Annotated in this window: 22 protein-coding genes; 9 read left to right on the forward strand and 13 right to left on the reverse strand. The window is 59.7% G+C overall.

Going from position 1 to position 26173, the window contains the following annotated elements; genetic code table 11:
• The first annotated feature begins 211 nt into the window (after positions 1 to 211).
• Genes H3Z84_RS14855 through H3Z84_RS14870 form a run of 4 tightly spaced genes read left to right on the forward strand, consistent with a single transcriptional unit; the run spans position 212 to position 4236 of the window.
• Positions 212 to 1681 (forward strand): ATP-binding protein, encoded by a 1470-nt coding sequence (locus H3Z84_RS14855; protein ID WP_199458000.1) that lies wholly within the window; start codon positions 212 to 214, stop codon positions 1679 to 1681.
• Positions 1678 to 3063 carry a sigma-54-dependent transcriptional regulator gene (locus H3Z84_RS14860; RefSeq protein ID WP_416226250.1) on the forward strand — a complete coding sequence of 462 codons (1386 nt, stop codon included), beginning with the start codon at positions 1678 to 1680 and terminating at the stop codon, positions 3061 to 3063. Before H3Z84_RS14855 ends, H3Z84_RS14860 begins: the two co-directional genes overlap by 4 nt.
• Complete coding sequence (locus tag H3Z84_RS14865) at positions 3060 to 3965, forward strand: DMT family transporter (RefSeq protein WP_199458001.1); 906 nt, start codon at positions 3060 to 3062, stop codon at positions 3963 to 3965. Before H3Z84_RS14860 ends, H3Z84_RS14865 begins: the two co-directional genes overlap by 4 nt.
• Positions 3958 to 4236 (forward strand): GIY-YIG nuclease family protein, encoded by a 279-nt coding sequence (locus H3Z84_RS14870; RefSeq protein ID WP_058341381.1) that lies wholly within the window; start codon positions 3958 to 3960, stop codon positions 4234 to 4236. Before H3Z84_RS14865 ends, H3Z84_RS14870 begins: the two co-directional genes overlap by 8 nt.
• Here H3Z84_RS14870 and H3Z84_RS14875 read toward each other — a convergent pair.
• Positions 4214 to 5107 carry an alpha/beta hydrolase gene (locus tag H3Z84_RS14875; protein ID WP_199458002.1) on the reverse strand — a complete coding sequence of 298 codons (894 nt, stop codon included), beginning with the start codon at positions 5105 to 5107 and terminating at the stop codon, positions 4214 to 4216. The genes H3Z84_RS14870 and H3Z84_RS14875 overlap by 23 nt on opposite strands.
• 70 nt (positions 5108 to 5177) lie before the next feature.
• Between H3Z84_RS14875 and H3Z84_RS14880 the strand changes: the two genes are divergently transcribed.
• A complete protein-coding gene (locus tag H3Z84_RS14880) occupies positions 5178 to 6167 on the forward strand; it encodes an alpha/beta hydrolase (protein WP_199458003.1) in 990 nt (329 codons plus the stop codon).
• Positions 6168 to 6223: 56 nt separating this feature from the next.
• Positions 6224 to 6883 carry an OmpA family protein gene (locus H3Z84_RS14885; protein WP_199458004.1) on the forward strand — a complete coding sequence of 220 codons (660 nt, stop codon included), beginning with the start codon at positions 6224 to 6226 and terminating at the stop codon, positions 6881 to 6883.
• A 76-nt stretch (positions 6884 to 6959) separates the two neighbouring features.
• Here the strand turns inward: H3Z84_RS14885 and serA are convergent, their stop codons facing one another.
• Positions 6960 to 8189 (reverse strand): phosphoglycerate dehydrogenase, encoded by a 1230-nt coding sequence (serA, locus tag H3Z84_RS14890; protein WP_022989980.1) that lies wholly within the window; start codon positions 8187 to 8189, stop codon positions 6960 to 6962.
• A gap of 185 nt (positions 8190 to 8374) precedes the next feature.
• On the opposite strand from serA, the gene H3Z84_RS14895 reads away from it, so the two are divergent.
• Entirely contained in the window at positions 8375 to 9778 is a 1404-nt protein-coding gene (locus H3Z84_RS14895; RefSeq protein WP_199458005.1) for an FAD-binding oxidoreductase, read from the forward strand.
• A complete protein-coding gene (locus H3Z84_RS14900; protein WP_199458006.1) occupies positions 9778 to 10455 on the forward strand; it encodes an SIR2 family NAD-dependent protein deacylase in 678 nt (225 codons plus the stop codon). The genes H3Z84_RS14895 and H3Z84_RS14900 overlap by 1 nt, the downstream gene beginning before the upstream one ends.
• Before the next feature lie 160 nt (positions 10456 to 10615).
• Here the strand turns inward: H3Z84_RS14900 and H3Z84_RS14905 are convergent, their stop codons facing one another.
• From H3Z84_RS14905 to H3Z84_RS14925, 5 genes are all read right to left on the reverse strand, one after another.
• Positions 10616 to 11920 carry an ABC1 kinase family protein gene (locus H3Z84_RS14905; protein WP_199458007.1) on the reverse strand — a complete coding sequence of 435 codons (1305 nt, stop codon included), beginning with the start codon at positions 11918 to 11920 and terminating at the stop codon, positions 10616 to 10618.
• A 58-nt stretch (positions 11921 to 11978) separates the two neighbouring features.
• Positions 11979 to 12641 carry a fumarylacetoacetate hydrolase family protein gene (locus H3Z84_RS14910; RefSeq protein WP_199458008.1) on the reverse strand — a complete coding sequence of 221 codons (663 nt, stop codon included), beginning with the start codon at positions 12639 to 12641 and terminating at the stop codon, positions 11979 to 11981.
• Positions 12642 to 12662: 21 nt separating this feature from the next.
• The gene (locus H3Z84_RS14915; protein WP_022989975.1) at positions 12663 to 13205 is read right to left on the reverse strand and encodes an adenine phosphoribosyltransferase; all 543 of its coding nucleotides are present in this window, start codon (positions 13203 to 13205) and stop codon (positions 12663 to 12665) included.
• Positions 13206 to 13227: 22 nt separating this feature from the next.
• On the reverse strand, positions 13228 to 14526 hold the full coding sequence (locus tag H3Z84_RS14920) for an NCS2 family permease (protein ID WP_199458009.1): 1299 nt from the start codon (positions 14524 to 14526) through the stop codon (positions 13228 to 13230).
• A 130-nt stretch (positions 14527 to 14656) separates the two neighbouring features.
• Positions 14657 to 15274, reverse strand: coding sequence for a trimeric intracellular cation channel family protein (locus H3Z84_RS14925; protein WP_094623856.1), 618 nt, complete (start codon positions 15272 to 15274; stop codon positions 14657 to 14659).
• A gap of 267 nt (positions 15275 to 15541) precedes the next feature.
• On the opposite strand from H3Z84_RS14925, the gene H3Z84_RS14930 reads away from it, so the two are divergent.
• A complete protein-coding gene (locus H3Z84_RS14930) occupies positions 15542 to 16522 on the forward strand; it encodes an NADPH:quinone oxidoreductase family protein (protein WP_199458010.1) in 981 nt (326 codons plus the stop codon).
• Positions 16523 to 16930: 408 nt separating this feature from the next.
• Here the strand turns inward: H3Z84_RS14930 and H3Z84_RS14935 are convergent, their stop codons facing one another.
• The 6 genes from H3Z84_RS14935 to H3Z84_RS14960 all read right to left on the reverse strand — a co-directional run bounded on the left by H3Z84_RS14935 (position 16931) and on the right by H3Z84_RS14960 (position 26146).
• A complete protein-coding gene (locus H3Z84_RS14935) occupies positions 16931 to 18760 on the reverse strand; it encodes a long-chain-acyl-CoA synthetase (protein WP_199458011.1) in 1830 nt (609 codons plus the stop codon).
• A gap of 49 nt (positions 18761 to 18809) precedes the next feature.
• Positions 18810 to 20774, reverse strand: a complete 1965-nt coding sequence (locus tag H3Z84_RS14940) for an acetyl/propionyl/methylcrotonyl-CoA carboxylase subunit alpha (protein WP_199458012.1) — start codon at positions 20772 to 20774, stop codon at positions 18810 to 18812.
• 228 nt (positions 20775 to 21002) lie between these two features.
• Positions 21003 to 21818, reverse strand: a complete 816-nt coding sequence (locus H3Z84_RS14945) for an enoyl-CoA hydratase/isomerase family protein (protein WP_199458013.1) — start codon at positions 21816 to 21818, stop codon at positions 21003 to 21005.
• Positions 21819 to 21992: 174 nt separating this feature from the next.
• Positions 21993 to 23153, reverse strand: coding sequence for a citronellyl-CoA dehydrogenase (gene atuD, locus H3Z84_RS14950; protein ID WP_199458014.1), 1161 nt, complete (start codon positions 23151 to 23153; stop codon positions 21993 to 21995).
• Positions 23154 to 23653: 500 nt separating this feature from the next.
• Positions 23654 to 25270 (reverse strand): acyl-CoA carboxylase subunit beta, encoded by a 1617-nt coding sequence (locus H3Z84_RS14955; protein ID WP_199458015.1) that lies wholly within the window; start codon positions 25268 to 25270, stop codon positions 23654 to 23656.
• A gap of 9 nt (positions 25271 to 25279) precedes the next feature.
• Complete coding sequence (locus tag H3Z84_RS14960; protein WP_199458016.1) at positions 25280 to 26146, reverse strand: SDR family oxidoreductase; 867 nt, start codon at positions 26144 to 26146, stop codon at positions 25280 to 25282.
• Between the last annotated feature and the right edge of the window lie 27 nt (positions 26147 to 26173).

The raw sequence follows: 26173 nt of genomic DNA on the forward strand, positions 1-26173 counted from the left end.
TAACGGGTCGGGGGAAGAATTTGGTGTTCCCCGATTTCAGTGAATGACGGTCAGTGTGTTGCAGTCGCCGTGCCAACTTTTTCAAATCTAATAATGTTCTTTTAAATCAGTCGCTTATTTTTTGTCTGCCATTACAAGTGGGTAACTTGGGTTGTGGCAAAATGCCACATGTGTCAAAAATGGTGTGACACTTCTTACGAAGGACAGGTTTATGGTTTCCCTTGGCCGGCGCTTCCGGGATTTATTCCGCTCCCTGCAGCTGACTTTGGTGCTGAGTATCGTTGTGCCCCTGCTCTTATTCAGTGGCATCGCCATCTACATCGGGCTGGGGGCGGTGGAGCGGGCCCTGAATGACCGGCTCAGGGAAGACCTCGAACTGGTCGCCCGCGCCGTCACCGGGCCGGTTGCCAATGCCCTGTCCCAGGGTGACGAGCTGGTCTTGGGGGAGTCCCTGAAATCCATTTTCCAGATCGGCCGCATTTCCGGGGCCTCGGTGTTTGATGATGCCGGTAACCGGGTGGCCAGCCTGGGGGTGGCGGATTCAGATGTCACCAACAGCGCCAGTGCGGAGAAGGTAATCACCAGCGGTGAACTGGGGGGAGCCTTCCGCCGGGTCGACGGCGAATCGGTGTTTTCCCAATTCACCCCGCTGGTGGGCGAGGACGGCCGTATACAGGGGCTGCTCCAGGTTACCCGCCAGCGCAGCGATTTCCATGACCTGGTCGCCTCATCCCGATGGTGGGCAGTGAGTATCTGGTCGGCCTTGTCGGCCATCATCATCCTTGTGGTTGTACTCGGCCATTACCGGACCGTTGGCCGGCATGTGAACCGTTTACTGGAAAACATGGGAGGCCTTGCGCCCGGCCAATGGGTATTGGCGGTGCCACCGCCCGGCCCCCGGGAAATCCGGCAGATACACAAAGGCATTCTCGAGCTGGGCCGCCGGATGGCGGGCGCCGAATCGGAAATCGAGGGTCGTATTGCCCGGGAGCGGGCGCTGGCCGAGCAGCTGGAGTATCAGGAAAAAGTTGCCATGATCGGCCGGGTTGCCGGCGGGGTGGCCCACGAACTGGGGGCACCGCTGAATGTGATTCAGGGCCGGGCCCGAATCCTTGCCCGCTCGGGCTTGCCGGAGGACCAGCAACGCCACCTGACCGATATTGAGCACCAGGTCAGCCGTATGACCGCCATTATCCAGCAATTGCTGGATTGTTTCCGGCATGTACCCGATTCCCGCAGGCCACTGGATTTGTCTTCGGTGCTGGCGGATGTGATGCAGCGGGTGGCGGACGATAACCGCTGCGCAGCCAGAACCCTGGAAACCGAAGGCCTTGATGCGGCTATGCCGGTACGGGCGGAGCCTTTGCGGGTGGGGCTGGCTTGTCTGAATGTGATTCGCAACGCCTGCCAGTCTGCACAGTCACGGTTACGGGTGTCTGCCCACGATGCCGGCGACTGCTGGGAAGTGCGGGTGGAAGACGATGGCCCCGGCATTCCGGCGCCGCAACGGGCTCAGATTTTTGAGCCCTTCTACAGTACCCGGGCCGCCGGTGAAGGCACGGGGCTCGGGCTGGCAGTAGTCAGCAGTGTGCTGAAAGAACACGGAGGCCGGGTGGATGTGGGCAGCTGTGAGCTGGGTGGCTGCCGCATGAGCCTGTATTTCCCCAAGGAGTCCGAATGATGTCTGCAACAGCTGCCACCCTTATGCTGGTGGAAGATGATCCCAGCCTGGGCCAGCTCCTGGCCGAGGAGCTGGAAATGGATGGCTATGCCGTCGAACGTGCCGCCACTGTGCAAGAGGCCCGGGGGCTGTTGCAGCAACAGCGGCCGGCCTTGATCGTGTCGGATCTGCGGCTGCCCGATGGCGACGGTATGCAGGTGCTGGCCTTTCAGCAGGCCGAGCACCCCGGCATCCCTTTTATTGTGGTCACCGCCTTTGGCACCGTAGACCAGGCGGTTGAGGCCTTGAAGGCGGGAGCGGATGACTTTCTCACCAAGCCGTTGTCGACCGACCATTTGCGGCTGAAAATCAAACGATTGCTGGCACAGGCCGATGTGAACCGGCAACTGGCTGAAATCCAGTCCCGCCAGCAGGGTGAACAGAATATGGGGCTGGTGGGTGACAGCCCGGCCATGGAGCGCCTTCGGGGTGAAATTCGCCAGGTGGCCCGCAGCCAGGCGGCGGTGCTTATTAACGGTGAGAGCGGCACCGGTAAAGAACTGGTAGCCCGTGCCATTCACACTCAGAGTGACCGGGCGGAAAGGGCGTTCCTGGCGGTGAACTGCGCCGGCATTCCGCCAGACCTGATGGAAAGCGAGTTTTTCGGCCACGAAGCTGGCGCCTTTACCGGCGCCCGCCAGGCCCGCAAAGGCCTGTTTGCCGAAGCCAGTGGTGGTACCTTGCTGCTGGACGAGATCGGTGAAATGCCGCTGTCACTGCAAGCCAAGCTGCTGCGGGTGCTGCAGGAAGGCGCCATCAAGCCGGTCGGGGCGGATCACGAAGAAACCGTGGATGTACGCATTCTGGCGGCTACCCATGTAAACCTGATGAAGGCCGTTGAAGGCGGGCTGTTCCGGGAAGATTTGTACTACCGTCTGGAAACCCTAGCGCTGCAGGTGCCGCCACTGCGGGACCGGGATGAAGACGTGGAAATGCTGGCCATGCACTTCCTGAAAGAAGCCTGCCGGCGACACAACCGGGGGTTCATCAAGTTCAGTGATGTCACCCTCCGGGTGCTCCGGGACTATCCATTCCCGGGAAATGTCCGGGAGTTGTCCAGTGCCATTGAACGGGCGGTGACCTTCTGTGATGGCGACACCATCCAGCCGGAGCATCTGCCAGAGCGGATTCGCAAGCGGCAAAGTTCGCTTCAGGCGCCCCCGGCCGACCCTGTGGCCGATAACATCCCGGAATGGCCTACACTGGAAGCCCTGCAGCAGGACTATGTGCGCAAGGTGATGGCGGCGGTTGATGGCAACAAGCGCCGTGCTGCACAGATCCTCGGTATTAACCGGCGGACACTCTATCGCTGGCTCGAAACCAATCCGGAGCAGAATTCATGAAAAACCAGAAGCAGGCCATGTTGTTTGGTCTGGGTACTGTATTGCTTTGGTCTACCGTGGCTACGGCGTTCAAGCTGGCCCTGGCGGACCTGGCGCCGGTGCAGATGCTGCTGGTGGCCTGTGCCGCCTCCATTGTGGTGATGGGTGGAGCGTTGGTGATCATGGGACGCTGGCAGGAGGTGTTCCAGCTTTCCCGCCGCCAGTACCTTCAGTCTATCGGCATGGGGCTGATCAATCCCTGCTTGTATTATTTCCTGTTGTTCGGCGCCTTTGACCGGTTGCCGGCCCAGGAGGCCCAGCCTCTGAACTACACCTGGGCGCTGGTGCTGGCGTATCTGTCTGTGCCGTTCCTGGGCCAGAAGCTGCGCCGTATCGATATCCTGGCCGGGCTGGTGTGCTATGCCGGGGTAGTGGTGATTGCCACTCGCGGGGCGGTTACCTCTCTGAGTTTTTCAGACCCGCTGGGGGTCTCCCTGGCGCTGGGCAGTACGGTGGTCTGGGCGTCTTACTGGATTATTGCCACCCGGGACACCCGTGACCCTGTAGTTGGCCTGTTCCTGAATTTCCTGTTTGGCCTGCCGGTGATCGCCCTGGTGTGCTGGTATACCGTCGGGTTGGAATTTCCTTTAGGTGGCTCGCTGGCAGCGGCCCTGTACGTGGGGGTGTTCGAGATGGGGATTGCCTTTGTGCTCTGGTCCCAGGCCATGAAAAAGGCGGAAAATACGTCGAAAGTGAGTAATCTGATCTTCATCTCCCCGTTTTTATCACTGGTGTTTATCTATTTCATTCTGGGCGAGGTGATTCTGCCATCCACCTACGTGGGGCTGGTGCTGATTATTGCCGGGCTCTGGCTGCAGCAGAAAAAAGTGAAACAACGGGAGCAGGCGCTGGGACATGGCTGAGGGCTGGTTTCTGTACCTGGTGCGTACCGCCTCTGGTGCGCTGTATACTGGAATTACCACCGACGTTGGGCGGCGCTTCGCCGAGCATCAGGCCGGTGCGCCCAAGGGGGCCCGCAGCTTGCGAGGTAAAGGCCCGTTGACCCTGGAGTTCCAGGCCCCGGCCGGCGATCGCAGCCGGGCCTCGAAACTGGAATGGCAGGTAAAACGCTGGCCCCGGGTTCGAAAAGAAGCGCTCCTGAAGGGCGAAGTCAGTCTGCCAGATGACGCCTGATATGGTCGGCGGCCACGGCCACGGCTTCGGTGGCTCGGTCCAGCTGGCCGCTGTGTACCTGGAACACATGCCACAGGCTGTTGTAGATCTCCAGCGTAGTGTCCACACCGTCGCGCTTGGCCACTGCCACCAGCCGGGTGGCATCATTCAGTAGTATTTCCTGGCTGCCCACCTGAATGAGCAGCGGTGGCAGGCCTGTCAGATCACCGAACACCGGTGAAATCATCGGATTGGTCAGGGGTGTGTGGCCGCCATACAGGCGGGCTGCATTTTTGGTCCAGCTGGCGTGCAAGACCGGTTCGCATTCCGGTTGGTAGAGCTGTTGCTGGGTCAGGTCGGTCCACGGGGAAAAACAGGTGATGGAAGACGGCAACGGCTTGTTCTGGTCCCGCAGGCGCATGGCGAGGACTAACGACAGCCCACCCCCGGCCGAATCGCCCGCCAGCGCCACCGAGCTTGCCGGAATGCCCTGGCTCAGCAGTGCCCGGTAAACCGATTCTGCGTCATCCGGTGCGGCCGGGTAGGGGTGTTCCGGTGCCAGCCGGTAATCCGGAACGATCACTTCACAACCGCTCAGCTTCGCCAGGTGCCCGGCAATGCCTCTGTGGGTGGCGGCCGAGCCGATGATATAGCCACCTCCGTGCAGGTACAGGATGGTGCCTATTGCCGGTTGCGCCGGCGTAGCCCTCAGTACCGGCACATTACCAAGGTCGTCTTTGCGGAAGCGGACATCACGGGGAGGAACCGAGCTGCGATAGGCCTGGCGAACCAGCCGGCGTTGCAGTGACAGCGGTACAGCATTCGAGAGCATGGGGCGCACCAGGCGGTGCATGGTCTGGCGTAACCCTGCCTCAAGAAGCGGCTGGAACATCTGTGTTCTCCCTCGTGAATGGGTTAGGATGACGGTCAATTATTGATTCATGACAGGCGTTTAACTCTACGTGTACTGGAAAACAGATACCATAGAAATACCGAATTGGGACAGACATTCCCTGCTGGAGCGTCTGGAGCCTTTCGACCCGGCCGAGCGCCGGGACCTCAGTGTTGAGATGGAAGCCTATTGCCGTTTTTACGGCCTGGATCTCTGGGTGGAGCACCCGGAGGTGGCTTACCATCAGGGCTACGTAAAGGCAGACCGGCACGAAGTCATGGTGCATTACTTCCGGCTGCCGGAGGCGGCAGGGAGCAAGGGCACGGTGTTCATCCTGCATGGTTATTTTGACCACGTGGGGCTGTATACCCAGCTGATTGACCGTTGCCTGGGCGCCGGTTTTGACGTGCTGACCTACGACCAGCCCGGGCACGGGCTGTCCAGCGGTACACCGGCAGCCATTGGCAGTTTCCTGGAATACCAGGCGGTGTTGTCTGAGGTCATGGCCGAGGTGAAAGACATGGTGCGCGGGCCCTGGTTTGCTGTGGGCCAGAGTACTGGTGGGGCGATCCTGATTGACTACCTGCTGTCCAACCACCACGATCAGGACACCTCCGCATTCCGGAGAGTGGTCCTGCTGGCGCCCCTCGTTCGGCCCATGGGCTGGTTAGGTGCCAGAGTGCTGCACAGTGTGGTCAAACCGTTTCTGACCCGATGGAAGCGAGCCTTTAACGAAAACAGCGGGAATACGCGGTTTCTGCAGTTTTTGCGGGAGCATGACCCGCTCCAGGCCCGCGCGGTGCACGTTGATTGGGTAACGGCCCTGAAAAAATGGGTGCCGCACATCGAGTCGGCCAGGCCGGTGGATTTTCCGGTTACCGTGGTGCAGGGCGAGAAAGACACCACCGTAGACTGGCAGCACAATCTGCGCATTATCCGCAATAAATTTTCCTCTGTGAGGGAACGAAGGATCCCGGATGGTCGTCATCATCTGGTAAACGAAGCCCAGGATTTGCAGGCTACGGTGTTTAACACCATTATTGAAACATTCTCGGAATGAAATGGCCGGCGCCGGATCTGGCAGGGCCGCAAGAAAAACCGACGCAGGAGAAAACCATGAAGAAGACAATCCTTGCTTTCGCAGTTGCCACCGTTGGTATGAGTGGCTGCATGACGTACGACCCGTACACCGGCGAAGAGAAAACCTCTAACGCCACCAAGGGCAGCATTATCGGTGCCCTGGGCGGTGCTGTCGTGGGTGCGGCTACATCCAGCAGCAGTGATCGCGGCAAGGGTGCCCTGATCGGCGCTGCCAGTGGTGCGGCTGTCGGTGGTGGTATCGGTTACTACATGGACCGCCAGGAAGCGCAGCTGCGTCAGAAGCTGGAAGGCACCGGTGTTCGCGTCGTCCGTAATGGCGACCAGATCGAGCTGGTTATGCCTGGCAACATCACCTTTGACACAGACCAGTCCAGCATCCGTTCCGGCTTTACCGGCACCCTGGAGTCTGTCGCCCTGGTGCTGAAAGAGTTCGACAAGACCATCATCCAGATTGAAGGCCACACAGACAGCACCGGTTCCGACAGCTACAACCAGCTGCTGAGTGAGCGCCGTGCTTCTTCAGTGCGGGACTTCCTGCTGAACCAGGGCATCGAGCCGCGCCGTACCCGTGCGACCGGTTATGGCGAGCGCTACCCGGTTGCTTCTAACGATACCTCAGCCGGCCGTGAGCAGAACCGTCGCGTTGAGCTGACGCTGGTGCCGATGGAGCAGTAATTCTCCGCTCCCAGCGCAAAAGAAAACCCCGGAGGCGAAAGCCTGCGGGGTTTTTTTACGGCTGGTGAAAACCGGGTCAGAACAGAACGCGGCAGCGAATTGTGCCTTTCACCTGACGCAGTTTTTCCAGGGCCAGTTCGCCGTAGGCCTTGTCGACATCCACGACTACGTAGCCGATATCTTCCTTGGTCTGCAGGTACTGGCCGCACACGTTGATGCTGTTCTCGGAGAACACCTGGTTGATCTCGGACATCACGCCCGGCACGTTCTCGTGAATGTGCAGCAGGCGGTGCTGGTTCGGGTGCGAAGGCAGGGCGACTTCCGGGAAGTTCACGGAAGACACAGAGGTGCCGTTGTCGCTGTACATGGCCAGCTTCTCAGCCACTTCACGGCCGATGTTTTCCTGGGCTTCGATGGTGGAGCCACCCACGTGCGGAGTCAGGATGCAGTTGTCGAACTCGCGCAGCGGAGACACAAACTCTTCATCGTTGGACTTCGGCTCAACCGGGAATACGTCTACCGCAGCACCCAGCAGCTTGCCGGAGCGCAGGGCGTCGGCCAGCGCGTCGATGTCGACGACGGTGCCGCGGGAAGCGTTCATCAGGATGGAGCCAGGCTTCATCTGGGCGAACTGCTCGGCCTTGAACATGTACTTGGTGGCCGGGGTTTCCGGCACGTGCAGGGAAACCACGTCTGCGATGTTCAGCAGTTCCTGCAGGGTGCCCACCTGGGTGGCGTTACCGATCGACAGCTTGGAAACCACGTCGTAGAAATACACGTCCATGCCCAGGCTCTCGGCCAGGACACTGAACTGGGTACCGATGTTGCCGTAGCCGATGATGCCCAGCTTCTTGCCGCGGATTTCGTAGCTGTTCTTGGCGGACTTGATCCACTCACCCCGATGCGCCTTGGCGCTCTTCTCGGGCACGCCACGCAGCAGCAGGATGGCCTGGGCCAGAACCAGCTCGGCTACGGAACGGGTGTTGGAGAAAGGTGCGTTGAAAACGGCAACACCACGGCGGGTTGCAGCCTGCAGGTCCACCTGGTTGGTGCCGATGCAGAAACAGCCCACAGCCACCAGCTTCTTGGCAGCTTCAAATACTTTCTCGGTCAGCTGGGTGCGAGACCGGATACCGACGAAGTGCGCATCGGCAATCTTCTCGATCAGGTCTTCCTCGCCCAGTGAATGGGTCAGGTACTCGATGTTGGTGTAACCCGCAGCGTTCAGGGTATCAATGGCAGATTGATGCACGCCTTCCAGCAGCAGGATCCGGATTTTGCTCTTTTCGAGAGACGTATTTGACATGGGCTAGCTTCCGAACCTTTCGTCACGTGAAATGACCGCGGCCGGGGATCGTCAACCCGGCTCACAGAACAGGGGCGGTATGATACCATAAACGGAGATTTTCACAGCGCGCCGGTTTGCCTGAATCAATTCTTTGTGAACGCCTTCTGACCACGCGCGGACCAACCTGAGAGACAGACACACCCATGAATTCCGAACAGATCATTGCTTCCCTTAAAGAGCTGGTGGCTACCGGCGACGCCCCGGGCAAGGTTCTGACCGATCCGGCCGACCTGGACACCTATGGCAAGGACTGGACCAAAATCCATCCGCCCAAGCCCCTGGCGATCGTACTGCCGAAGACCACCGAGCAGGTGCAGGCCGTGGTGAAGTTTGCCAACGAGCACAAGGTGGCCCTGGTGCCTTCCGGCGGGCGTACCGGCCTGAGCGCCGGCGCCGTTGCCGCCAACGGCGAGGTGGTAGTGGCGTTCGATAACATGAACCAGATTCTGGAATTCAATGCCAGCGACCGCACGGTGCGTTGTCAGTCGGGCGTGGTGACCGAACAGCTGCAGAACTTCGCCGAGGAAAACGGCCTGTACTATCCGGTGGACTTCGCCTCTGCCGGTTCCAGCCAGCTGGGCGGCAACCTGTCTACCAACGCCGGTGGCATCAAGGTGATCCGCTATGGCATGAGCCGCGACTGGGTAGCCGGCCTGAAAGTGGTCACCGGCAAGGGCGATATCCTGGACCTGAACAAGGACCTGGAAAAGAACAATACCGGCTACGACCTGCGCCACCTGTTTATCGGCGCCGAGGGCACCCTGGGCTTCATTACCGAAGCCACCATGAAGCTTACCCGCCAGCCGGATAACCTCACGGTACTGGTTCTGGGCCTGGGCGACCTGACCAACACCATGGATGTGCTGCAGAAGTTCCAGAGCAAGCTGGACCTGACCGCCTACGAATTTTTCTCCCACCAGGCCATGAACCACGTACTGGCCCACGGCCAGGTACAGGCCCCGTTCGAGACCGAAGCGCCGTACTACGCACTGCTGGAATTCGAGGCGGTGTCTGACCAGGTGATGGACGATGCCATGTCCCTGTTCGAGCACTGCGTAGAAGAAGGCTGGGTGCTGGACGGTGTGATCAGCCAGAGCGAAACCCAGGCCCGGAACCTGTGGCAGCTGCGGGAGCGGATCTCCGAGTCCATCGCCCCGCGTATTCCCTACAAGAACGATGTTTCTGTGGTGGTATCGAAGGTGCCGGGCTTCCTGCAGGAAATCGACGACGTCGTCACCGAACACTACCCGGACTTCGAAATCATCTGGTTCGGCCACATCGGCGACGGCAACCTGCACCTGAACATCCTGAAGCCGGAAGACATGGCTAAGGAAGACTTCTTCGAGAAGTGCCAGCAGGTGAACAAGTGGGTGTTCGAAATTGTCGAGCGTTACCAGGGCAGTGTGTCTGCCGAGCACGGCGTGGGCATGACCAAGAAGCCCTACCTGCATTACACCCGCAGCGAGGCGGAAATCGCCTATCTTAAGGGTATCAAGCAGGTGTTCGACCCCAACGGTATCATCAACCCGGGCAAGATCTTCGACTGATGCAAGAGCACATCGTAGTACTCACCGGCGCTGGCATCAGCGCCGAAAGCGGCCTCTCCACCTTCCGTGACAACGGCGGGTTGTGGGAGCAGCACAGTGTGTACGATGTGGCGACACCGGAGGCGTTCGAGCGTAACCGAGACCTGGTGTTACGGTTCTACAACGAACGCCGCCGGCAGTTGCTGTCGGTCCAGCCGAACCCTGCCCACCGCCTGCTAGCCGAACTGGAAAACCGCTACCGGGTTACCGTAGTCACCCAGAACGTGGATGACCTGCACGAGCGGGGCGGCTCCTCCAATGTGCTGCACCTGCACGGCGAGCTCACCAAGGCGCGCAGCTCGGTGAATCCTGAGCTGATCTACGATATCGGCTACAACGACATCAAGCCCGGTGATACCTGTGACCTCGGTGCCCAGCTTCGCCCACACATTGTCTGGTTTGGTGAGGAAGTGCCGATGCTGGATGCCGCTGCAGAAGTGGTTCGCACGGCAGACCAGTTACTGATTGTGGGAACGCCACTACAGGTATACCCGGCCGCCGGGCTGGTCTACGAAGTGGACATCGATGTGCCCATCACCGTGATTGATCCGGGAGAACCAGCCTCGGTTTCACGTGCCAGAGTGATCCGGAAAGGTGCCAGCGATGGTTTGAATGAATGGGTTCGCTCTCTGGGCTAGCTCCCAAGTTTGGAGCGCTGTTGCGGGATAGACCTTCCAAAACTGTGCGGAGCCATGGATGGCGGAGCCCAAGCGTCACATGGATGTGCCGCAAGGAGCGTGTTTTGGAAGGTCTATCCCGCAACAGGGCTGTGCTGGGGGCCGGGGCCCATCACAAGGCTCAACCTCGGAGGTATTTCTCCAGTTCATTTCTGAACGCGGCCTGTACGCCCAGCCTTTTCAGTATCCAGTAATGCCCCGCAATCATCCGGTCAATAAAGATACTTTCCACTGGCGGCTTGAAGTAATCCAGATACTTGAACACCGTACTGGTTTTCGCCGCGACGTGCTTGTGGATGTCTGCCTCGGCAAAGTCGTAAGGTTCATCGTTCAGGAACGGAATAATCAGTATGTCGCGCCACATGGCGTAGTAGGCTTCGTCTACCGCCGGCTGGTTATCCACGCGGGCGCCCAGATCAATCAGATATTCGTCCAGCGCCTGGTAGTCTTCATCCAGCGCGGCAATCAGTGCCTTGCGGTAGGCTTCTACAATCTCCGGCTTCAGTTTCTTCACGCAGCCAAAGTCATACATGATGATCGTCCCGTCCGGCCGGTAGGCGAAGTTGCCAGCGTGTGGGTCGCCGTGGATGCACTGGAAGCGGAACAGCTGGTCGGCCATGATGGTGAAGATGCGGTGGCCGATGTCGTTCAGGGTTTCCTGACTGTAGCGTTCGGGGGTGACCTTGCTGACGTGGTCGCCTTCCACCAGTTCCAGGGTCAGTACCCGGCGGGTGGAGTGGCTGTCGATCACTTCCGGAATCAGTACCCACGGCTGGTCTTTGTGGAAGTCGTGGAAGAGTTTCAGGTTGCGGGCTTCGTTTTCGTAATCCAGTTCTTCTTTCAGGCGCAGGCGGATTTCGCCGAACAGCTGGTCCACGGTCTCCTTTGGCATTTTCAGCAGGCCGCCCAGTTTCAGGGCCAGGCGCAGCTGTTTCAGGTCTGAGTCGCAGGACTCATCCACGCCGGGGTACTGAACTTTTACGATCACGTCAGTGCCGTCGTGCAGACGGGCCCGGTGCACCTGCCCGATGGAAGCGGAAGCGTAGGGTGTTTCCTGAAGGTATTCGAACAACTCGCCCACGGGCTTGCCCAGCTCGCTTTCCACCTGCTCCAGAATCACCTCGAAGGGCATGGGTGGGGCTTCTTTCTGGAGTTTTTCCAGTGCCTGGGAGAACTCCTTGGGCAGGAAGTCCTGGGTCTGGGAGGCAATCTGGCCCACTTTCATGACGGCGCCCTTGAGCTCGCCCAGGGTATCGGCAATCTCGTCGGCCATGCGGGTGTAGCTTTCGCTGCGGGCGCTTTCGTCATCCACGGTGCGGAACATACGCCGTGCCCTTTGGCCAGCGTACTGGCCGGCCACCGAGGCGGTCATGCCGGCCAGTTTGAAGAATCGACCTGTGCGTGAGGTTACCGGTTTCTTCGCCATGGTGCTGGGTGTTCCCTGAAACTGATGATGTGCCTGAATATGCGTTCAGGCAGGCATTTCAGACCACTGTGGTTTCCACAAACAGCAGATCTTCCAGTTCCAGCGACAGGGTCTGGCCGGATTCCAGCGGGCCAACGCCTTTCGGGGTTCCGGTCAGCACCACGTCCCCCGGTCGCAGGGTGAACTGGCTGCTCATGTGGGCAATCAGCGGTACGATGGGGTTCAGCATATCACGGGTGTCGCCGGTCTGTTGGCGCTGGCCGTTAATGTCCAGGGTGAAGTGAATGTTGTCCTTCGGAAGTTTGTCGGCGGGCACGAAAGGCGAGAGCGGGCAGGCGCCGTCAAAGGCCTTGGCCCGTTCCCAGGGCTGGCCCTTTTCCTTGAGCTTGCTTTGGATATCCCGAAGGGTCAGGTCCAGCGCCAGGCCGTATCCCAGAATGGCAGCTTCAGCTTCGCTCTCGGAGGCATGGGTGAGTGGGCGGCCGATGAGTACCGCCAGTTCGGTTTCAAAGTGCACCGCGCCCTGATTGCGAGGGAAATCCAGCGGGCGGGTAATATGAACCGCTGCTGTAGAGGGTTTGATAAACAGCAGCGGCTCGTCCGGCACCGGGTTATTCAGTTCCCGGGCGTGTTCGGCGTAGTTGCGACCAATGCACACGATCTTGCCAAGGGGCAGGTGAACGGGGGTACCGTCTTTCCAGTGGTGCTGATAATCGGGCATGGTCGCCTCCTGTAACTGTGGTTATTCTCCGTCGAATGAACACACAGTATAAACCTGCAGGCCTTCTTCCTGCAGCTTGCGGGAGCCACCCAGATCCGGCAGGTCGATCATCGCGGCCACTTCCACAATTTCCGCACCAATGCGGCGGATCAGCCGGGTGGCGGCCAGCATGGTGCCGCCGGTAGCGATCAGGTCGTCCACCAGCACCACTTTGTCGCCGGGCTTGAAGGCATCTTTGTGCAGTTCGACAGACGCGGTGCCGTATTCCAGCTCGTAGTCTTCCACCATGGTGTCGAACGGCAGCTTGCCTTTCTTGCGCACCAGCACCAGCGAGGCGTTCAGCTCATAGGCCAGGGCCGAGCCGATGATAAAACCGCGGGCGTCAACGGCGGCCACGGCATCAATATGCTGGCCGTGGTAGCGGTGTACAAAGGCATCAATCAGCTTTCGAAAAGCTGTTTTGTCCTGCAGCACCGTGGTGATGTCGCGGAACGACACCCCCGGTTTGGGCCAGTCCGGTACCGTGCGGATGGCCTTTTTAATACTTTCGGAAAAATAATCCATAACTCACCTGTATGGACCCGGCTTATGCCAGGTCCAGGAACATGAATTTCAGAACGAAGACGACGGCAATCACGGTGACGCTCCAGTTCAGGTCAGACCAGCGGCCAGCCAGGGCTTTCACCGCCACATAGGTGATGAAGCCAAGGGCAATGCCGTGGGCGATGGAGAACGTCAGCGGCATCATCAGGGCGGTCACGATAGCCGGTGCGGTGTCGGTGATGTCGTCCCAGTCGATCAGTTTCAGCCCGCTGGCCATCAGGCAGGCCACGTACAGCAGTGCCGGGGCTGTGGCATAGGGCGGGATCACACTGGCAATGGGTGAGAACAGCAGGCAAGCCAGGAACAGCAGGGCGACCACAACTGCGGTCAGGCCGGTGCGGCCGCCGGCCGCGATACCGGCAGTGGATTCCACGTAACTGGTGGTGGTGGATGTACCCAGTGCGGCGCCAGACATGGTGGCAACAGAGTCAGACATCAGGGCCCGGCCCAGGCGCGGCAGTTTGCCGTCCTTGTCCAGCAAACCGCCTTTCTGGGCCGCGCCCACCAGGGTGCCGGAGGTGTCGAACAGGTCTACAAACAGGAAGGCAAAGACCACGCTGATCATGCCAACGTTCAGGGCGCCGGCCAGGTCAAGTTGCATAAAGGTGGGGGCGATGCTCGGCGGTGCAGACACAATACCCTGATACTCCACCATGCCCAGCATCATGGCGGCGGCGGTTATAGCAATAATGCCGATCATCACAGAACCGGTAACCTGGCGGAAGGAGAGCGCACAGATCAGCACAAAGCCGGCAAAGAACAGCAGGGCCTCGGGTACCTTCACATCACCCAGGCTGACCAGGGTAGCGGGATGATCTACCACAATGCCGGCATTCTTCAGGGCAATCAGGGCCAGGAAGAAACCGATACCTGCGGAAATGCCGAATCGCAGTGAAAGGGGGATGGAATTGATGATCCATTCCCGCACCTTGAAAATGCTCAGCAGGAAGAACAGCAAGCCGGACAGGAACACTGCCCCCAGCGCCACCTGCCAGCTGTAGCCCATGCTGCCAACCACCGTGAACGAGAAGAACGCGTTCAGGCCCATGCCCGGGGCAAGCGCGATGGGGTAGTTGGCCCACAGGCCCATGATCAGGGTGCCGATGACCGCCGCCAGGCAGGTCGCCACGAACACGGCGCCGAAATCCATGCCGGTGGAAGAAAGTAGGCTGGGGTTGACCACGATAATGTAAGCCATGGTCAGGAAGGTGGTAATGCCCGCTACCACTTCTTTACGAACAGTAGTGCCGTGGGCCTGGAGTTGGAACAGTCGTTCAAGCATGACGGGGGTCTGCCTCTCAGGATGCCTGGGTTGGAGTTTAAAATCTTTTGACGTGCGGAAATCGTGAACTGGATGAAAAAACGGCAATGTTACCGGCTCACGGGCCTCAGGCCAAGGGATGATTGACAGTTCAGTGAGCCGCGTTATCTCTCTGTAGACGGATATCAAAACGCACGGCGGCCATTCGCACAATGACAATAAATGACAGACCGATGGTCAGGGCGAGCGACTCGCTTTCCAGGAACCACTGGCAGACGAAATAGAGCCAGCAGCCGGCAAACGCGATGGAGGCGTAGATCTGGTCTTTGCGGAAGATAAACGGCACTTCGTTGCACAGGGTGTCGCGAAGCGCGCCGCCAAAGCACCCGGTCATCACCCCCAACATGGACGCAATAAACCACGAATGCCCAAGGTCCAGCGCCAGCTGGGCGCCGAGGATGGAGAAAATACCCAGCCCGATGGCATCCGGAAACACAATGCGGGACTCTTTCAGGCTGTGGGCCCGGCTCCAGTAGCTGAACACAATAGCCATGGCCAGGATCAGGATCGGCTGCTCTTCGTGCTTGATCCAGTAAAGCGGATGGTTGTCCATGATCAGATCCCGCAGGGTTCCGCCGCCCAGTGCGGTAATGAAGCCGATGGCAAAGACCCCCACCGGATCCATGTTTTTCGAGCGCGCGACAATCATGCCGGAAATGGCAAACGCCACAATGCCGATCATTTCAAGGGTGTAGATGATGTCGAACATGGCCGGCTCTGGGGCTGAAAGTGGACGAAAAACGCATTCAGAACGGGAGCGCGAAGCATAGCTGAAAATGGCCTGCGATTCATCCAGTTGATAACGCAAGGTGCTTGAAGTGGGAGGGTTTACGCGATGTTATTAGCTTGGCTAATAAAGTCCGATAAGCTAACTTTATTTGCTTCATACCGGAACTCTGTTTAGCTTGATCTCCCTCAATAAAATACCGAACAACAACGGTGCCCCCTGTGTGCGGCGGCGCCATCAGGAGAGATCATGAAAGCTATTCTGTGCAAAGAGTACGGCCCCGCCGAAACACTGGTCATCGAAGACGTACCCAGCCCGAAAATGGGCGACCGGGGCGTAAAAATCCGCGTAAAAGCCGCCGGCCTGAACTTTCCCGATACCCTGATCATCGAAGGCAAGTACCAGCTGCAGCCCCCCATGCCGTTTTCTCCGGGCGGTGAGCTGGCCGGGGAAGTAATCGAAGTAGGGGAAAAAGTTACCCGCTTCAAGCCTGGCGACCGGGTAGCGGCCCTGACTGGCTTCGGTGCCTTTGCCGAAGAAGTCGTCGCCCCGGAATCCAACCTGCTACCGATACCGGACAACATGCCGGATGAAAAAGCCGCCGGCTTTATGATGGTGTACGGCACCTCCTACTATGCACTGAAACAGCGCGCAAACCTACAGCCCGGCGAAACCCTTCTGGTGCTCGGCGCCAGCGGTGGCGTTGGCCTGGCAGCGGTGGAACTGGGCAAGGCGATGGGGGCGAAAGTGATTGCGGCGGCCAGCAGCTCCGAGAAGCTTCGCATCGCCAAGGATGCCGGTGCCGACGAGCTGATCAACTACACCGACGAGCCCCTGAAAGATGCGGTGAAGAAGCTCACCAAGGGCAAAGGTGTGGACGTGATCTACGACCCGGTCGGCGGCGACTTCACCGAACAGGCCCTGCGCACTATGGCCTGGAATGGCCGCCACCTGATCATCGGCTTCGCCGCCGGCGACATCCCGAAAGTGCCGGCCAACCTGACGTTGTTGAAGGGCTGTTCTGTGGTCGGCGTGTTCTGGGGTGCCTTTACCCGCAACGAGCCGGAGGTGAGTGCCCAGAACATGATGGAGCTGCTGCAGATGTACTCTGAGGGCAAAATCGACCCGAAGGTCAGCGAGGTGTTCGATTTCGAGCAATACGCGGAAGCCCTGGGCGCCCTGACAGGTCGTCGGGCTACCGGCAAGGTCGTGCTTCGCGTCGGGGCTTGATTTGGTTTGTCAGCTTGGGCCCCTAGCCTGAGGCTTTGGGCGTATACGGGAGCGGGGTGTGGCCTCCCAAAAACCGCTCCTTGCGGCACATCCCTGTGGCGCTTCTGCTCCGCCATCCATGGCTCCGCACATTTTTGGGAGGCCACACCCCGCTCCCGCTGTTCGTGCCTCGGAGTAATAGTCAGTGGAGATTAAGTCCTGGTGGGACTGAAACCGTCTGACTATTACTGGGGCTATGATTGGTCGGGTTGGGGCGCGCTTCCAAAAAATTTCGGAGGCCATGGATGGCCGGAGAGAAGCGCACAGGGACGTGCTTGTAGCGGTTTTTTGGAAGCGCGCCCCAACCCGGCCGCACCCCCAAAACCAACAGGCTAAGGCCGAAAACAGGCCCCAACTCAGGGCTAAAGGCTAAAACCGAACCCCACCAGAGTCGATGTCAGAAACCAGCTCGGGCGTCAGTCGGGTATAAACGGATGTGCCGGGAAGCCAGGCATAGACTTCCTCGTGGGGCCGGTCCAGGGAATAGCCGAGCTTCTGGATATCCACCTTCCGGTACTTGAACGTTCCCGTTTTCTCGATGGCATGGGTTACCCGCACAAACACCGGAACGGCATAGGCTGGCAGGTTGTCGCTCAAATAAGCGAACAGCCTGTCCACATCAAAATCCGCCTCCGGATTCTGGGGCACCAGGGTCACCATGCCGGCTTTGCCGTTGGTGTCCGGGATTTCCACGCCGTACACGATGGCTTCCTGCACCATGCCGGAGCCGTCGATGATGTTTTCCACCTCGGTGGTGGAGACGTTTTCGCCCTTCCAACGGAAGGTGTCACCCATGCGATCGACGAACTGCAGGTGCCGGCAGCCGATTTCTTTCAGCACGTCGCCGGTGTTGAACCAGGCGTCGCCGTTTTTGAAGGCGTCTCGCAAGATGGATTTTTCGGTGGCTTCTTTCTGGGTGTAACCTTCGAACGCCCATTTCTTGGTGATTTCGCCAATCAGTAAGCCCGGTTCGCCTTTTGCCACTTCTTCCAGCCGGCCTTTCTCGGTGCGGATCGGGTCCCGGGTGCCTTCGTGGTATTTCACCAGTTTGTAGGGCGCGGTGGAGAAGCCGACGGTGTTGTCCATGTTGAAGAAGTTGCTGAAGCCGATGTTGCCCTCTGAGGAAGCGTACAGCTCTGCCACGGTTTCAATGCCGAAGCGTTCCTTGAATTCCTTCCAGATAGAGGGACGCAGGCCGTTGCCGATCATCTTGGTCAGGCTGTGGTTTCGGTCCTGGTCGCTGGTAGGCTGGTTGAGCAGATAGCGGCAGAGTTCTCCCACGTAGCCGAAGGTGGTGGCTTTGTAGCGGCGGACATCGTCCCAGAAGGCGCTGGCGGAGAATTTCCGGCGCAGGGCGATGGCCGAGCCGCCGGCCAGTACCGAGCCCCAGCAGACCAGCAGCGCAGTGCCGTGGTACAGAGGCAGGGTGCAGTAGAGAACGTCTTCCGGTTCCATGGCCAGGGACAGCATGCCGAAGCCGCCGTAGGCGCGGATGAATTTGCGGTGTGAACCCGGGGCTGCCTTGGGCAGGCCGGTGGTGCCGGAGGTGTACAGGTATACCACGGTGTCGCCCATTACCACCGGGTTGCTCAGGGTTGGCCGGGCCGAGGGGCAACGGCTGACCTCCTGTGCCAGGTTGACGTAGCCCTCCGGCGCGTCGCCGTAGATGTTCAGGGTGTTGGTGTCGGCCAGGTAAAGGAACGGGGTGCTGTGTTTAAGATCGATTTCTTTGCGAATGCCTTCGGCGTGCTCCAGCAGTTCTTCCCCGACCACCAGCATTTTCGGTTCAATCAGGTTGATGCTGTGGGTCAGCACCTTGCCTTTCTGGGAGGTGTTGAGCATGGCACAGGCCACGCCTACTTTGCCGGCGCCGGCCACCAGGGCCAGCAGCTCCGGGCGGTTGTCGAGCAGTACGGCAATGGCATCGCCTTTTACCAGGCCCTGGTCTTTCAGATAGTGGGCGATCCGGTTGCTCCAGGCATCGAATTCCTGCCAGGTGATGGTCTGGTCGTCGCACAGTATCGCGGGCCGGTTCGGGTATTTGCTGGCATTGCGCTCCACCAGCTTGCCCAGTGTCAGTTCCTTTTTGTCATCTTTAACGGCGTAGTAATAAAGCCCCCTGGCGATGAATGGGAACCGGCGCAATACGCCCGGCAGGCTGCGCATCAGGTCTCTGGCGGTTACGTTGTCTTGGCTCATGGCGCGTCCGTTCCGTTGCTGACAGGGCAGGGGTGCTGCCCTGCGCCTGTTATTGTGTTTGTTCTTCGGTTTCGCTGGCGGCCAGCTCTACCAGTAACTGGCTGCGCCGTACCTGGTCTCCGCTGCTGGTGTGCACCGTTGCCACGGTGCCATCCCTGTCGGCTTTCACCGGATGCTCCATTTTCATGGCTTCCAGGATCACCAGCGTCTGGCCTTGTTGTACGGTGTCGCCGGCGGCAACCAGCACATCGATAATCGCCCCGTCCATACTGGCCTGGATACGGCCACTGCCGGCGCCCTGGGCACCTGTGGCAGGCTGGTGGGTGATGTCGGTTACCGACCACGACCGGCCGAGTGCCTGCAAATATAGGGAATCACCGGCCCGGGAGTATTGGCACCGCTGACGAATACCATTGTCGATAATGCACAGCTGGCCTTGTTCGTGGCTCTGGATCAGCAGTTCATAGTGGTCATCGCCATGGGAGACCAGCAGTTTGTGGCCACTGTGACGCACCAGCAATTCCACGGTGTCTTCCTGTATTTCCAGCTTCATGGGAATTACTGTGGCCGGTGCGTTGCTCCAGCCTTCCTGCCCGGCGCTGTTGAGGCTCAGGGCGCAGGCGCTGAGGGCCAGTTCGCGGATGCTCAGTGCTTGCGGTGCCAGCGATGGGTGATCTTTGAACGCCTGCTGCAGGAACGCCGTAGTGGCTTCACCGGCACCGAAGGTGTCATCCGCGATGATGCGGCTGAGGAAGTGGCGGTTGGTGGTTACGCCGAACACCGTGGTGTCTTCAAGCGCCCGGATCAGGCGGCGGCGGGCTTCGTCCCGGTTCTGGCCCCAGGCGATGACTTTCGCCAGCATGGGGTCGTAGTGGGGGCTGACCACGTCACCGGAGCGCACGCCGGTGTCGAACCGTAAGCCTTCGCCCTCGGCCGGAGTGAACTCGTGCAGGGTGCCGGTTTGCGGGGTAAAGCCGTTGGCCGGGTCTTCGGCGTACAGGCGCACTTCGATGGCGTGGCCATTGAGTTCGATCTCATCCTGGGCCAGCGGCAGTGGCCGGCCTTCGGCCACCATCAGCTGCCAGGCCACCAGATCCTGCCCGGTAATCAGTTCGGTGACTGGGTGCTCTACCTGCAGGCGGGTGTTCATTTCCAGGAAGTAGAAGTTGCGGTCTTTGTCGACAAGGAACTCCACGGTACCCGCGCCTTCGTAACCGCAGGCCAGGGCCGCTTTGACGGCCGCTTCGCCCATGGCCTTGCGCAGTTCCGGAGTAACGAAGGGCGAGGGCGCTTCTTCCACGACTTTCTGGTGCCGGCGCTGCACGGAGCAGTCCCGCTCGCCCAGGTACACGGCATTGCCGTGGCGGTCGGCGAAGACCTGGATTTCCACGTGCCGGGGTTCGATGACGGCTTTTTCGATGATCAGCTCGTCGTCGCCGAAAGCTTGCTTGGCTTCGGAGCGGGCCCGCTTGATGTTGTCGGCCAGTTCGCTTTCGTTTTCCACCAGGCGCATGCCCCGGCCACCGCCACCTGCGGAGGCTTTGAGCATGAGGGGGTAGCCGATGTCTTTGGCGGCGGCGATGAGTTCGTCGTCGGTTGCGTTGTTGCCTTCGTAACCGGGGACGACCGGTACGCCGGCTTCCTGCATGGCGATTTTGGAGCGGCGTTTGCTGCCCATGAGTTCGATGGCGTTTTCGGGCGGGCCGACGAAGGTGAGGCCGGCTTGTTTGATGGCTTTGGCGAAGCCTGCATTTTCGGAGAGGAAGCCATAGCCGGGGTGGATGCAGTCGGCGCCGGTTTTGGCGGCGGCATCGAGGATGGCTTCGGCGTTCAGGTAGGATGCGGCGACTTGTGCCGGGCCAATGCAGACGGCTTCGTCGGCTTGTTCAACGTGCAGGGCGTTGGCGTCGGCTTCGGAGTAGACGGCAACGGTTCGATAGCCCAGCGCTTTGGCTGTGCGGATGACCCGGACGGCGATTTCGCCTCGGTTAGCGATGAGTAGTTTTTTTAGCATACGCGTTATCTACCTTGTTACTGGACCGCCCCAGATTGGTGTTCGTCCGCACCACTGGCGGGATCAGCCTCCGGAAAACCGCTACGAGCACATCCATGTGCGCTTCTCTCAGGCCATCCTTGGCCTTCGAAATTTTCCGGAGGCTGATCCCGCCAGTGGCGCTCCCTCGACCTTGGGTGTTTGCCTGCCCAATGATTGTTGAGTGGCTTGTTCAAGTTTTTGTATGTGTTAATTCTCAGCCCACTTTGGCTCACGCTTTTGCATGAAAGCCATGGTGCCCTCAGTACCCTCTGGCCCGCCTATGGCTGCGGCGAACTTTTCGGCGGCGTCATCCAGCAAACCGGTCATCGCTTCATGGCCGACTCGATGCAACAGCGCCTTGGTTTCTGCCGTGGCATTCGGGGCACACAGCCGAACCCGTTCAAGGGCTTGGTTCAGCATGTCGTTCAGCTGTTCTTCGGATTCCGTAACCTGGTGAACGATGCCCAGTGTGCAGGCTTCCGCTGCGTCGATTCTCAAGCCCAGCAGCGCCAGCCGGCGGGCCTGGGTCAGGCCGATTCGCTCGACCACGAACGGAGCGATCTGGGCCGGGATGACGCCGAGGGTGGTTTCCGGCATTCCGAATTTCGCGGTGGGCCCGGCGATGGCGAGGTCGGAGACGCAGGCCAGGCCGAAGCCGCCGCCCATGACGGCGCCTTCGGTGATGGCGATGACGACTTTGGAGGATTCGTTGACCTGCTGGATCATCTGGCCGAAGGCGCGGTTGAGTTTGTAGAACGGGTCGTCCTTGCCTTCGCCTTTCTGGCCCCGGGCGCCGGCCATGTCTTTGATGTCGCCGCCGGCGCAGAAGTGGCCGCCGGCACCGCGGATGACGACGGCGCGGATGCTGTTGTCGTTTTCAACTTCGGTGAACAGGGCGGCCAACTCCGCGACCATCTGCAGGCTCATGGCGTTGCGGACTTCCGGGCGGTTGATGGTGAGAAACAGGGACGGGCCTTGTTTCTCGAGAATCAGTGTTTCGCAATGTGGTAGTTGCTTTTCCATATCAGGCTCCGTTTCAGGCCGGCATAGGGTACCAATGGCAATGTTCGGGGCCTTGTGGGCAGGTAGAGCTTTCCGGGACTGTCTGCAGCAGGGATGCTGCAGTCAAGCGTACATGGATGTATTCACAGCGTGTCCCGGAAAGCTCTACCTGCCCATGAGGCCCTACTCCAAACGTTAGTCGCGTTTCTTGCCAGGCAAAGTGCCCATCAGCTTACAAATAATGCCCAGCATGATTTCGTCGGCGCCGCCGCCGATGGACACCAGACGCACGTCGCGGTAGGCACGGGCCAGGGGGTTTTCCCACATGTAGCCGTTGCCGCCCCAGTACTGCAGGCAGGTGTCGGTGACTTCACGGCCCAGGCGACCGGCCTTCAGCTTGGCCATGGACGCCAGTTTGGTTACGTCTTTGCCGGCAATGTGCAGTTCACAGGCCTGGTAGGTGAGGGCGCGCAGGGCTTCCACTTCGGTCTGCAGTTCGGCCAGGCGGAAGTGGATGTACTGGTTGTTGATCAGCGGCTGTCCGAAGGTCTTGCGCTCGCGGCAGTATTCGATGGTCTGGTCGATGCAGTGCTCCAGCGCCTTGATCACGTTCGCCGCACCCCACATGCGTTCTTCCTGGAACTGGATCATCTGGCACATGAAACCGGTACCTTCCGCGCCGATGCGGTTGCGCTGGGGTACGCGCACGTCGTCGAAGAACACCTGGGCGGTTTCCGATGAGCGCATGCCCAGTTTGTTCAGGTGCGGGCTGAAGGAAATACCCGGCGTGTTCATGGGCACGATGATCAGGGTTTTGTTCTTGTGAGGCTTGTCGTCGCTGGTGTTGGCCAGCAGGCAGATGAAGTCGGCTTTCGGAGAATTGGTGATCCACATCTTGGAGCCGTTGATGATGTAGTCATCGCCGTCTTTCTTCGCCGTGGTTTTCAGGCCGGCTACGTCTGAGCCTGCCCCCACTTCACTGACGCCAATACAACCCACCATGTCACCGGCGATGGCGGGGGCCAGGAAGTCCCGTTTCAGTTCGTCGGAACCAAAGCGGGCGATGGCCGGGGTGCACATGTCGGTCTGCACGCCGATCGCCAGCGGCACGCCGCCGCACCTGGCCATGCCGAGTTCTTCTGCAGCGACCAGGTTGTAGCTGTAATCCAGGCCCATGCCGCCATACTCTTCCGGCTTCTGGATGCCCAGCAGGCCCAGGTTGCCAAGTTTTTTGAATACCTCATGTATGGGAAACTCGCCGGCTTCTTCCCATTCGTCACAATGCGGGTTGATCTCTTTCTCAACGAAGTCTCTGACGGTTTTTCTCAGGGCTTCGTGTTCTGGTGTGAATTTCATTTTTGTTCTCCAGTTCTTCCTGAATTTAGTTAGTTCTTGTGTTCGTTGTTTGGTGCTTGCCCGGTAGCTTGGGGTCGCGGGTGTGGTGTGGGGCCTTCAGAAAACCGCTCCTTGCGGCACATCCCTGTGGCGCTTCTGCTCCGCCATCCATGGCTCCGCACATTTTCTGAAGGCCCCACACCACACCCGCTTGAATTAAAGACTTTGGTGCATTCTGCCAGCAATTTGTGAGTGCGGTGCAGCTGATGCAGTGCTGTGACACACCTTGGTTGAGTTTGATAAGCCATCTCGAAAAAGATGTTCCCGTGACGTCGAGTAGAACCATGTGGGATGAGCTGTCCAAAAATCTTCGAAGGCCATGGATGGCCGGAGAGAAGCGCACATGGATGTGCTTGTAGCGGTTTTTGGACAGCTCATCCCACATGGTTCCAACTACTGAACAACAATCCACGAGGCGGGCTCCACCCAAAATAAAACACCAGGTGAAGCCAGCTCCCCACCTAAAACCGAGCCACGCCGTAAGAGTTGGGCCGCAGCTGCCGCTGCTCGGCCTCGCGGCAGACAGACAAAACCAGGGACAGAACTCGCCGGGTATCCCGCGGGTCGATCAGGCCGTCATCCCAGAGCCGTGCGGTGCCGAACAGGGCGGTGGAGCCGTCTTCGAGTTTCTTGGCGGTGGCTTGTTCCAGGAACGCCAGGGTTTTCTCGTCGGGCTCTATGCCGCTTTTGCGCTGTTTTTCTTCGGCCACAATGCGCATCACCTTGCCGGCCTGGGCCGGGCCCATGACGGCGGTGCGGCTGTTGGGCCAGGCGAAGATGAATCTTGGGTCCAGGCCCCGGCCGCACATGGCATAGTTGCCGGCGCCGTAGGAGCCGCCGACCACCACGGCGATTTTCGGCACCCGGCAGTTGGCAACGGCTTGCAGCATCTTGGAGCCGTGTTTGATGATGCCGTTCTGCTCCGAGTGCGTGCCCACCATGAAGCCGGTGGTGTTGTGCAGGAACAGGATGGGGGTGCCGGCCTGGTCGCAGAGCTGGATAAACTGAGCCGCCTTGGTGGAACCGGCCGGGGTGATCGGGCCGTTGTTGCCGATGATGCCCACACTATGCCCCTGAATGCGAATGGTGCCGCACACGGTCTGGCTGTCGTAGTCGTTCTTGAAATCCAGGAACCGGGAGCCGTCGGCGATGCGGGCGAGGATCTCGCGCACGTCGTAGGGCTTTTTGGCATCGGAAGGAATCACGCCCAGCAGCTCGTCCGCCGGATACAGCGGCTCATCCCACCGGGGCTCCTGGCGCAGCGGCAGGTTTTCGTTCCAGGGCAGGGCGCCGAGAATCTCCCGGGCCTGGCGAATGCCGTCGGCATCGTCCTCGGCCAGATATTCAGCTGTGCCGGCTACTGTGGCGTGCATTTCTGCGCCGCCGAGTTCTTCATCGGTGGCGACCTCGCCCGTGGCCGCTTTCAGCAGCGGCGGGCCGGCCAGGAACATCTTGGCCTGCTCGCGCACGGTGATCACGTAATCGGACAAGCCTGGCTGATAGGCACCACCGGCGGTGGCGTTACCGTGCACGACCGTCACTTGCGGAATGCCTGCGGCGGACATGCGGGCCTGGTTGGCAAAGCCCCGGGCGCCCAGCACGAAGATGTCGGTGGCGTAGTTCAGGTTGGCGCCACCGGATTCCGACATCGATACGACCGGAAGTTTGTTCTCCATGGCGATCTGCTGCAGACGCAGGGTCTTGTCCAGGCCGGCGGGTGTAATGGTTCCGCCCTTGATGGCGCTGTTGCTGGCCACCACGAGACAGCGCACACCGGCTACCCGGCCAATGCCGGCAATAATGCCGCCGCCGGCCATGGAGCCGTCTTTGTCATCGTGCATCTTGTAACCGGCAAGTGAACACAGCTCCAGAAACTCACTGCCACGATCCAGCAGCCGATTGATACGATCCCTCGGCAGCAGCTTGCCGCGCTTGGTGAACTTCTCCCGGGCCGATTCCGCCAGGTCCAGAACCTTCTGCTCCACATCCCGGAAAGTCGAGATATGCGCTTCCATGGCCTCAACATTGGCCCGGAACTCGTCAGACTGGGGGGTTATTGTTGTTTCCAGTACCTGCATGGGAAATCCTCAGTCGTCACTCAATACTTTCGGCGTTACCGCCCGATGGAAACCGTTATAGGGCTCGTTATTCTTCGCCTTCGGCATCGGCCAGACACGCCCGCCCTGGGATGCCGCCCCGTCAATCCGCAGGCAGTCGCCACTGATAAACGCCGCGCCCGGGCTAAGCAGAAAACAGATCGCCGAACTCACCTCCGACTCCGTCCCCATCCGCTTGATCGGCACCGCATCCGCCAGGCTCCGAATCCACGACTTCATATGAGCCGGGTAGTTATCCATCCCGCTGGACGCAATCCACCCCGGCGCCACCGCATTCACCCGAACCCCGGAAGGCGCCCACTCAACCGCGGCCGTCTGGGTAAAATTCACCATCCCGGCCCTGGCTGCACCAGAGTGGCCCATGCCCGGCATACCGCCCCACATATCCGCCACAATGTTCACAATCGAACCACCGGTCTTGTTCAACGCCTGGGTATAAGCCTCCCGGGCCATCAGAAAACCACCGGTCAGATTGGTCCGAACCACGGTTTCCCAACCTTTCTGGTTAATCCCCGTCAACGGCGACGCAAACTGCCCGCCGGCATTGTTCACCACCCCGTTCAGACCGCCGTGGGTCTCAATAATCGCCTTCACCGTGGCCTTGACTGACTCCTCCTCACGAATGTCACAGGCATGGGCGCTGGCAATACCGCCGTCTTCCTCTATCTCGGCTTTAACCGCGTCCACCTTTTCCTGCTTACGACCCACCAGCGCAACCCGAGCACCGAGCGACGCCAGTTCGTGAGCCGTGCAACGGCCAATACCCGAACCGCCTCCGGTGACAATAAACACTTGGCCTTCAAACAAGCCGGGGCGAAGTACAGATTGATAACTCATAAAACTTTCCTTTTGAGACCTGTCGAA

The organism is Marinobacter sp. bablab_jr003 (assembly GCF_016464245.1).
Lineage (GTDB): Bacteria > Pseudomonadota > Gammaproteobacteria > Pseudomonadales > Oleiphilaceae > Marinobacter > Marinobacter vinifirmus.

What these genes read in the sequence shown, in the direction of transcription:
- H3Z84_RS14855 (WP_199458000.1), top strand. Translation starts at nt 212, where the DNA reads ATGGTTTCCCTTGGCCGGCGCTTCCGGGATTTATTCCGCTCCCTGCAG.
- H3Z84_RS14860 (WP_416226250.1), top strand. Translation starts at nt 1,678, where the DNA reads ATGATGTCTGCAACAGCTGCCACCCTTATGCTGGTGGAAGATGATCCC.
- H3Z84_RS14865 (WP_199458001.1), top strand. Translation starts at nt 3,060, where the DNA reads ATGAAAAACCAGAAGCAGGCCATGTTGTTTGGTCTGGGTACTGTATTG.
- H3Z84_RS14870 (WP_058341381.1), top strand. Translation starts at nt 3,958, where the DNA reads ATGGCTGAGGGCTGGTTTCTGTACCTGGTGCGTACCGCCTCTGGTGCG.
- H3Z84_RS14875 (WP_199458002.1), bottom strand. Translation starts at nt 5,107, where the DNA reads ATGTTCCAGCCGCTTCTTGAGGCAGGGTTACGCCAGACCATGCACCGC.
- H3Z84_RS14885 (WP_199458004.1), top strand. Translation starts at nt 6,224, where the DNA reads ATGAAGAAGACAATCCTTGCTTTCGCAGTTGCCACCGTTGGTATGAGT.
- serA (WP_022989980.1), bottom strand. Translation starts at nt 8,189, where the DNA reads ATGTCAAATACGTCTCTCGAAAAGAGCAAAATCCGGATCCTGCTGCTG.
- H3Z84_RS14895 (WP_199458005.1), top strand. Translation starts at nt 8,375, where the DNA reads ATGAATTCCGAACAGATCATTGCTTCCCTTAAAGAGCTGGTGGCTACC.
- H3Z84_RS14900 (WP_199458006.1), top strand. Translation starts at nt 9,778, where the DNA reads ATGCAAGAGCACATCGTAGTACTCACCGGCGCTGGCATCAGCGCCGAA.
- H3Z84_RS14905 (WP_199458007.1), bottom strand. Translation starts at nt 11,920, where the DNA reads ATGGCGAAGAAACCGGTAACCTCACGCACAGGTCGATTCTTCAAACTG.
- H3Z84_RS14910 (WP_199458008.1), bottom strand. Translation starts at nt 12,641, where the DNA reads ATGCCCGATTATCAGCACCACTGGAAAGACGGTACCCCCGTTCACCTG.
- H3Z84_RS14915 (WP_022989975.1), bottom strand. Translation starts at nt 13,205, where the DNA reads ATGGATTATTTTTCCGAAAGTATTAAAAAGGCCATCCGCACGGTACCG.
- H3Z84_RS14920 (WP_199458009.1), bottom strand. Translation starts at nt 14,526, where the DNA reads ATGCTTGAACGACTGTTCCAACTCCAGGCCCACGGCACTACTGTTCGT.
- H3Z84_RS14925 (WP_094623856.1), bottom strand. Translation starts at nt 15,274, where the DNA reads ATGTTCGACATCATCTACACCCTTGAAATGATCGGCATTGTGGCGTTT.
- H3Z84_RS14930 (WP_199458010.1), top strand. Translation starts at nt 15,542, where the DNA reads ATGAAAGCTATTCTGTGCAAAGAGTACGGCCCCGCCGAAACACTGGTC.
- H3Z84_RS14935 (WP_199458011.1), bottom strand. Translation starts at nt 18,760, where the DNA reads ATGAGCCAAGACAACGTAACCGCCAGAGACCTGATGCGCAGCCTGCCG.
- H3Z84_RS14940 (WP_199458012.1), bottom strand. Translation starts at nt 20,774, where the DNA reads ATGCTAAAAAAACTACTCATCGCTAACCGAGGCGAAATCGCCGTCCGG.
- H3Z84_RS14945 (WP_199458013.1), bottom strand. Translation starts at nt 21,818, where the DNA reads ATGGAAAAGCAACTACCACATTGCGAAACACTGATTCTCGAGAAACAA.
- atuD (WP_199458014.1), bottom strand. Translation starts at nt 23,153, where the DNA reads ATGAAATTCACACCAGAACACGAAGCCCTGAGAAAAACCGTCAGAGAC.
- H3Z84_RS14955 (WP_199458015.1), bottom strand. Translation starts at nt 25,270, where the DNA reads ATGCAGGTACTGGAAACAACAATAACCCCCCAGTCTGACGAGTTCCGG.
- H3Z84_RS14960 (WP_199458016.1), bottom strand. Translation starts at nt 26,146, where the DNA reads ATGAGTTATCAATCTGTACTTCGCCCCGGCTTGTTTGAAGGCCAAGTG.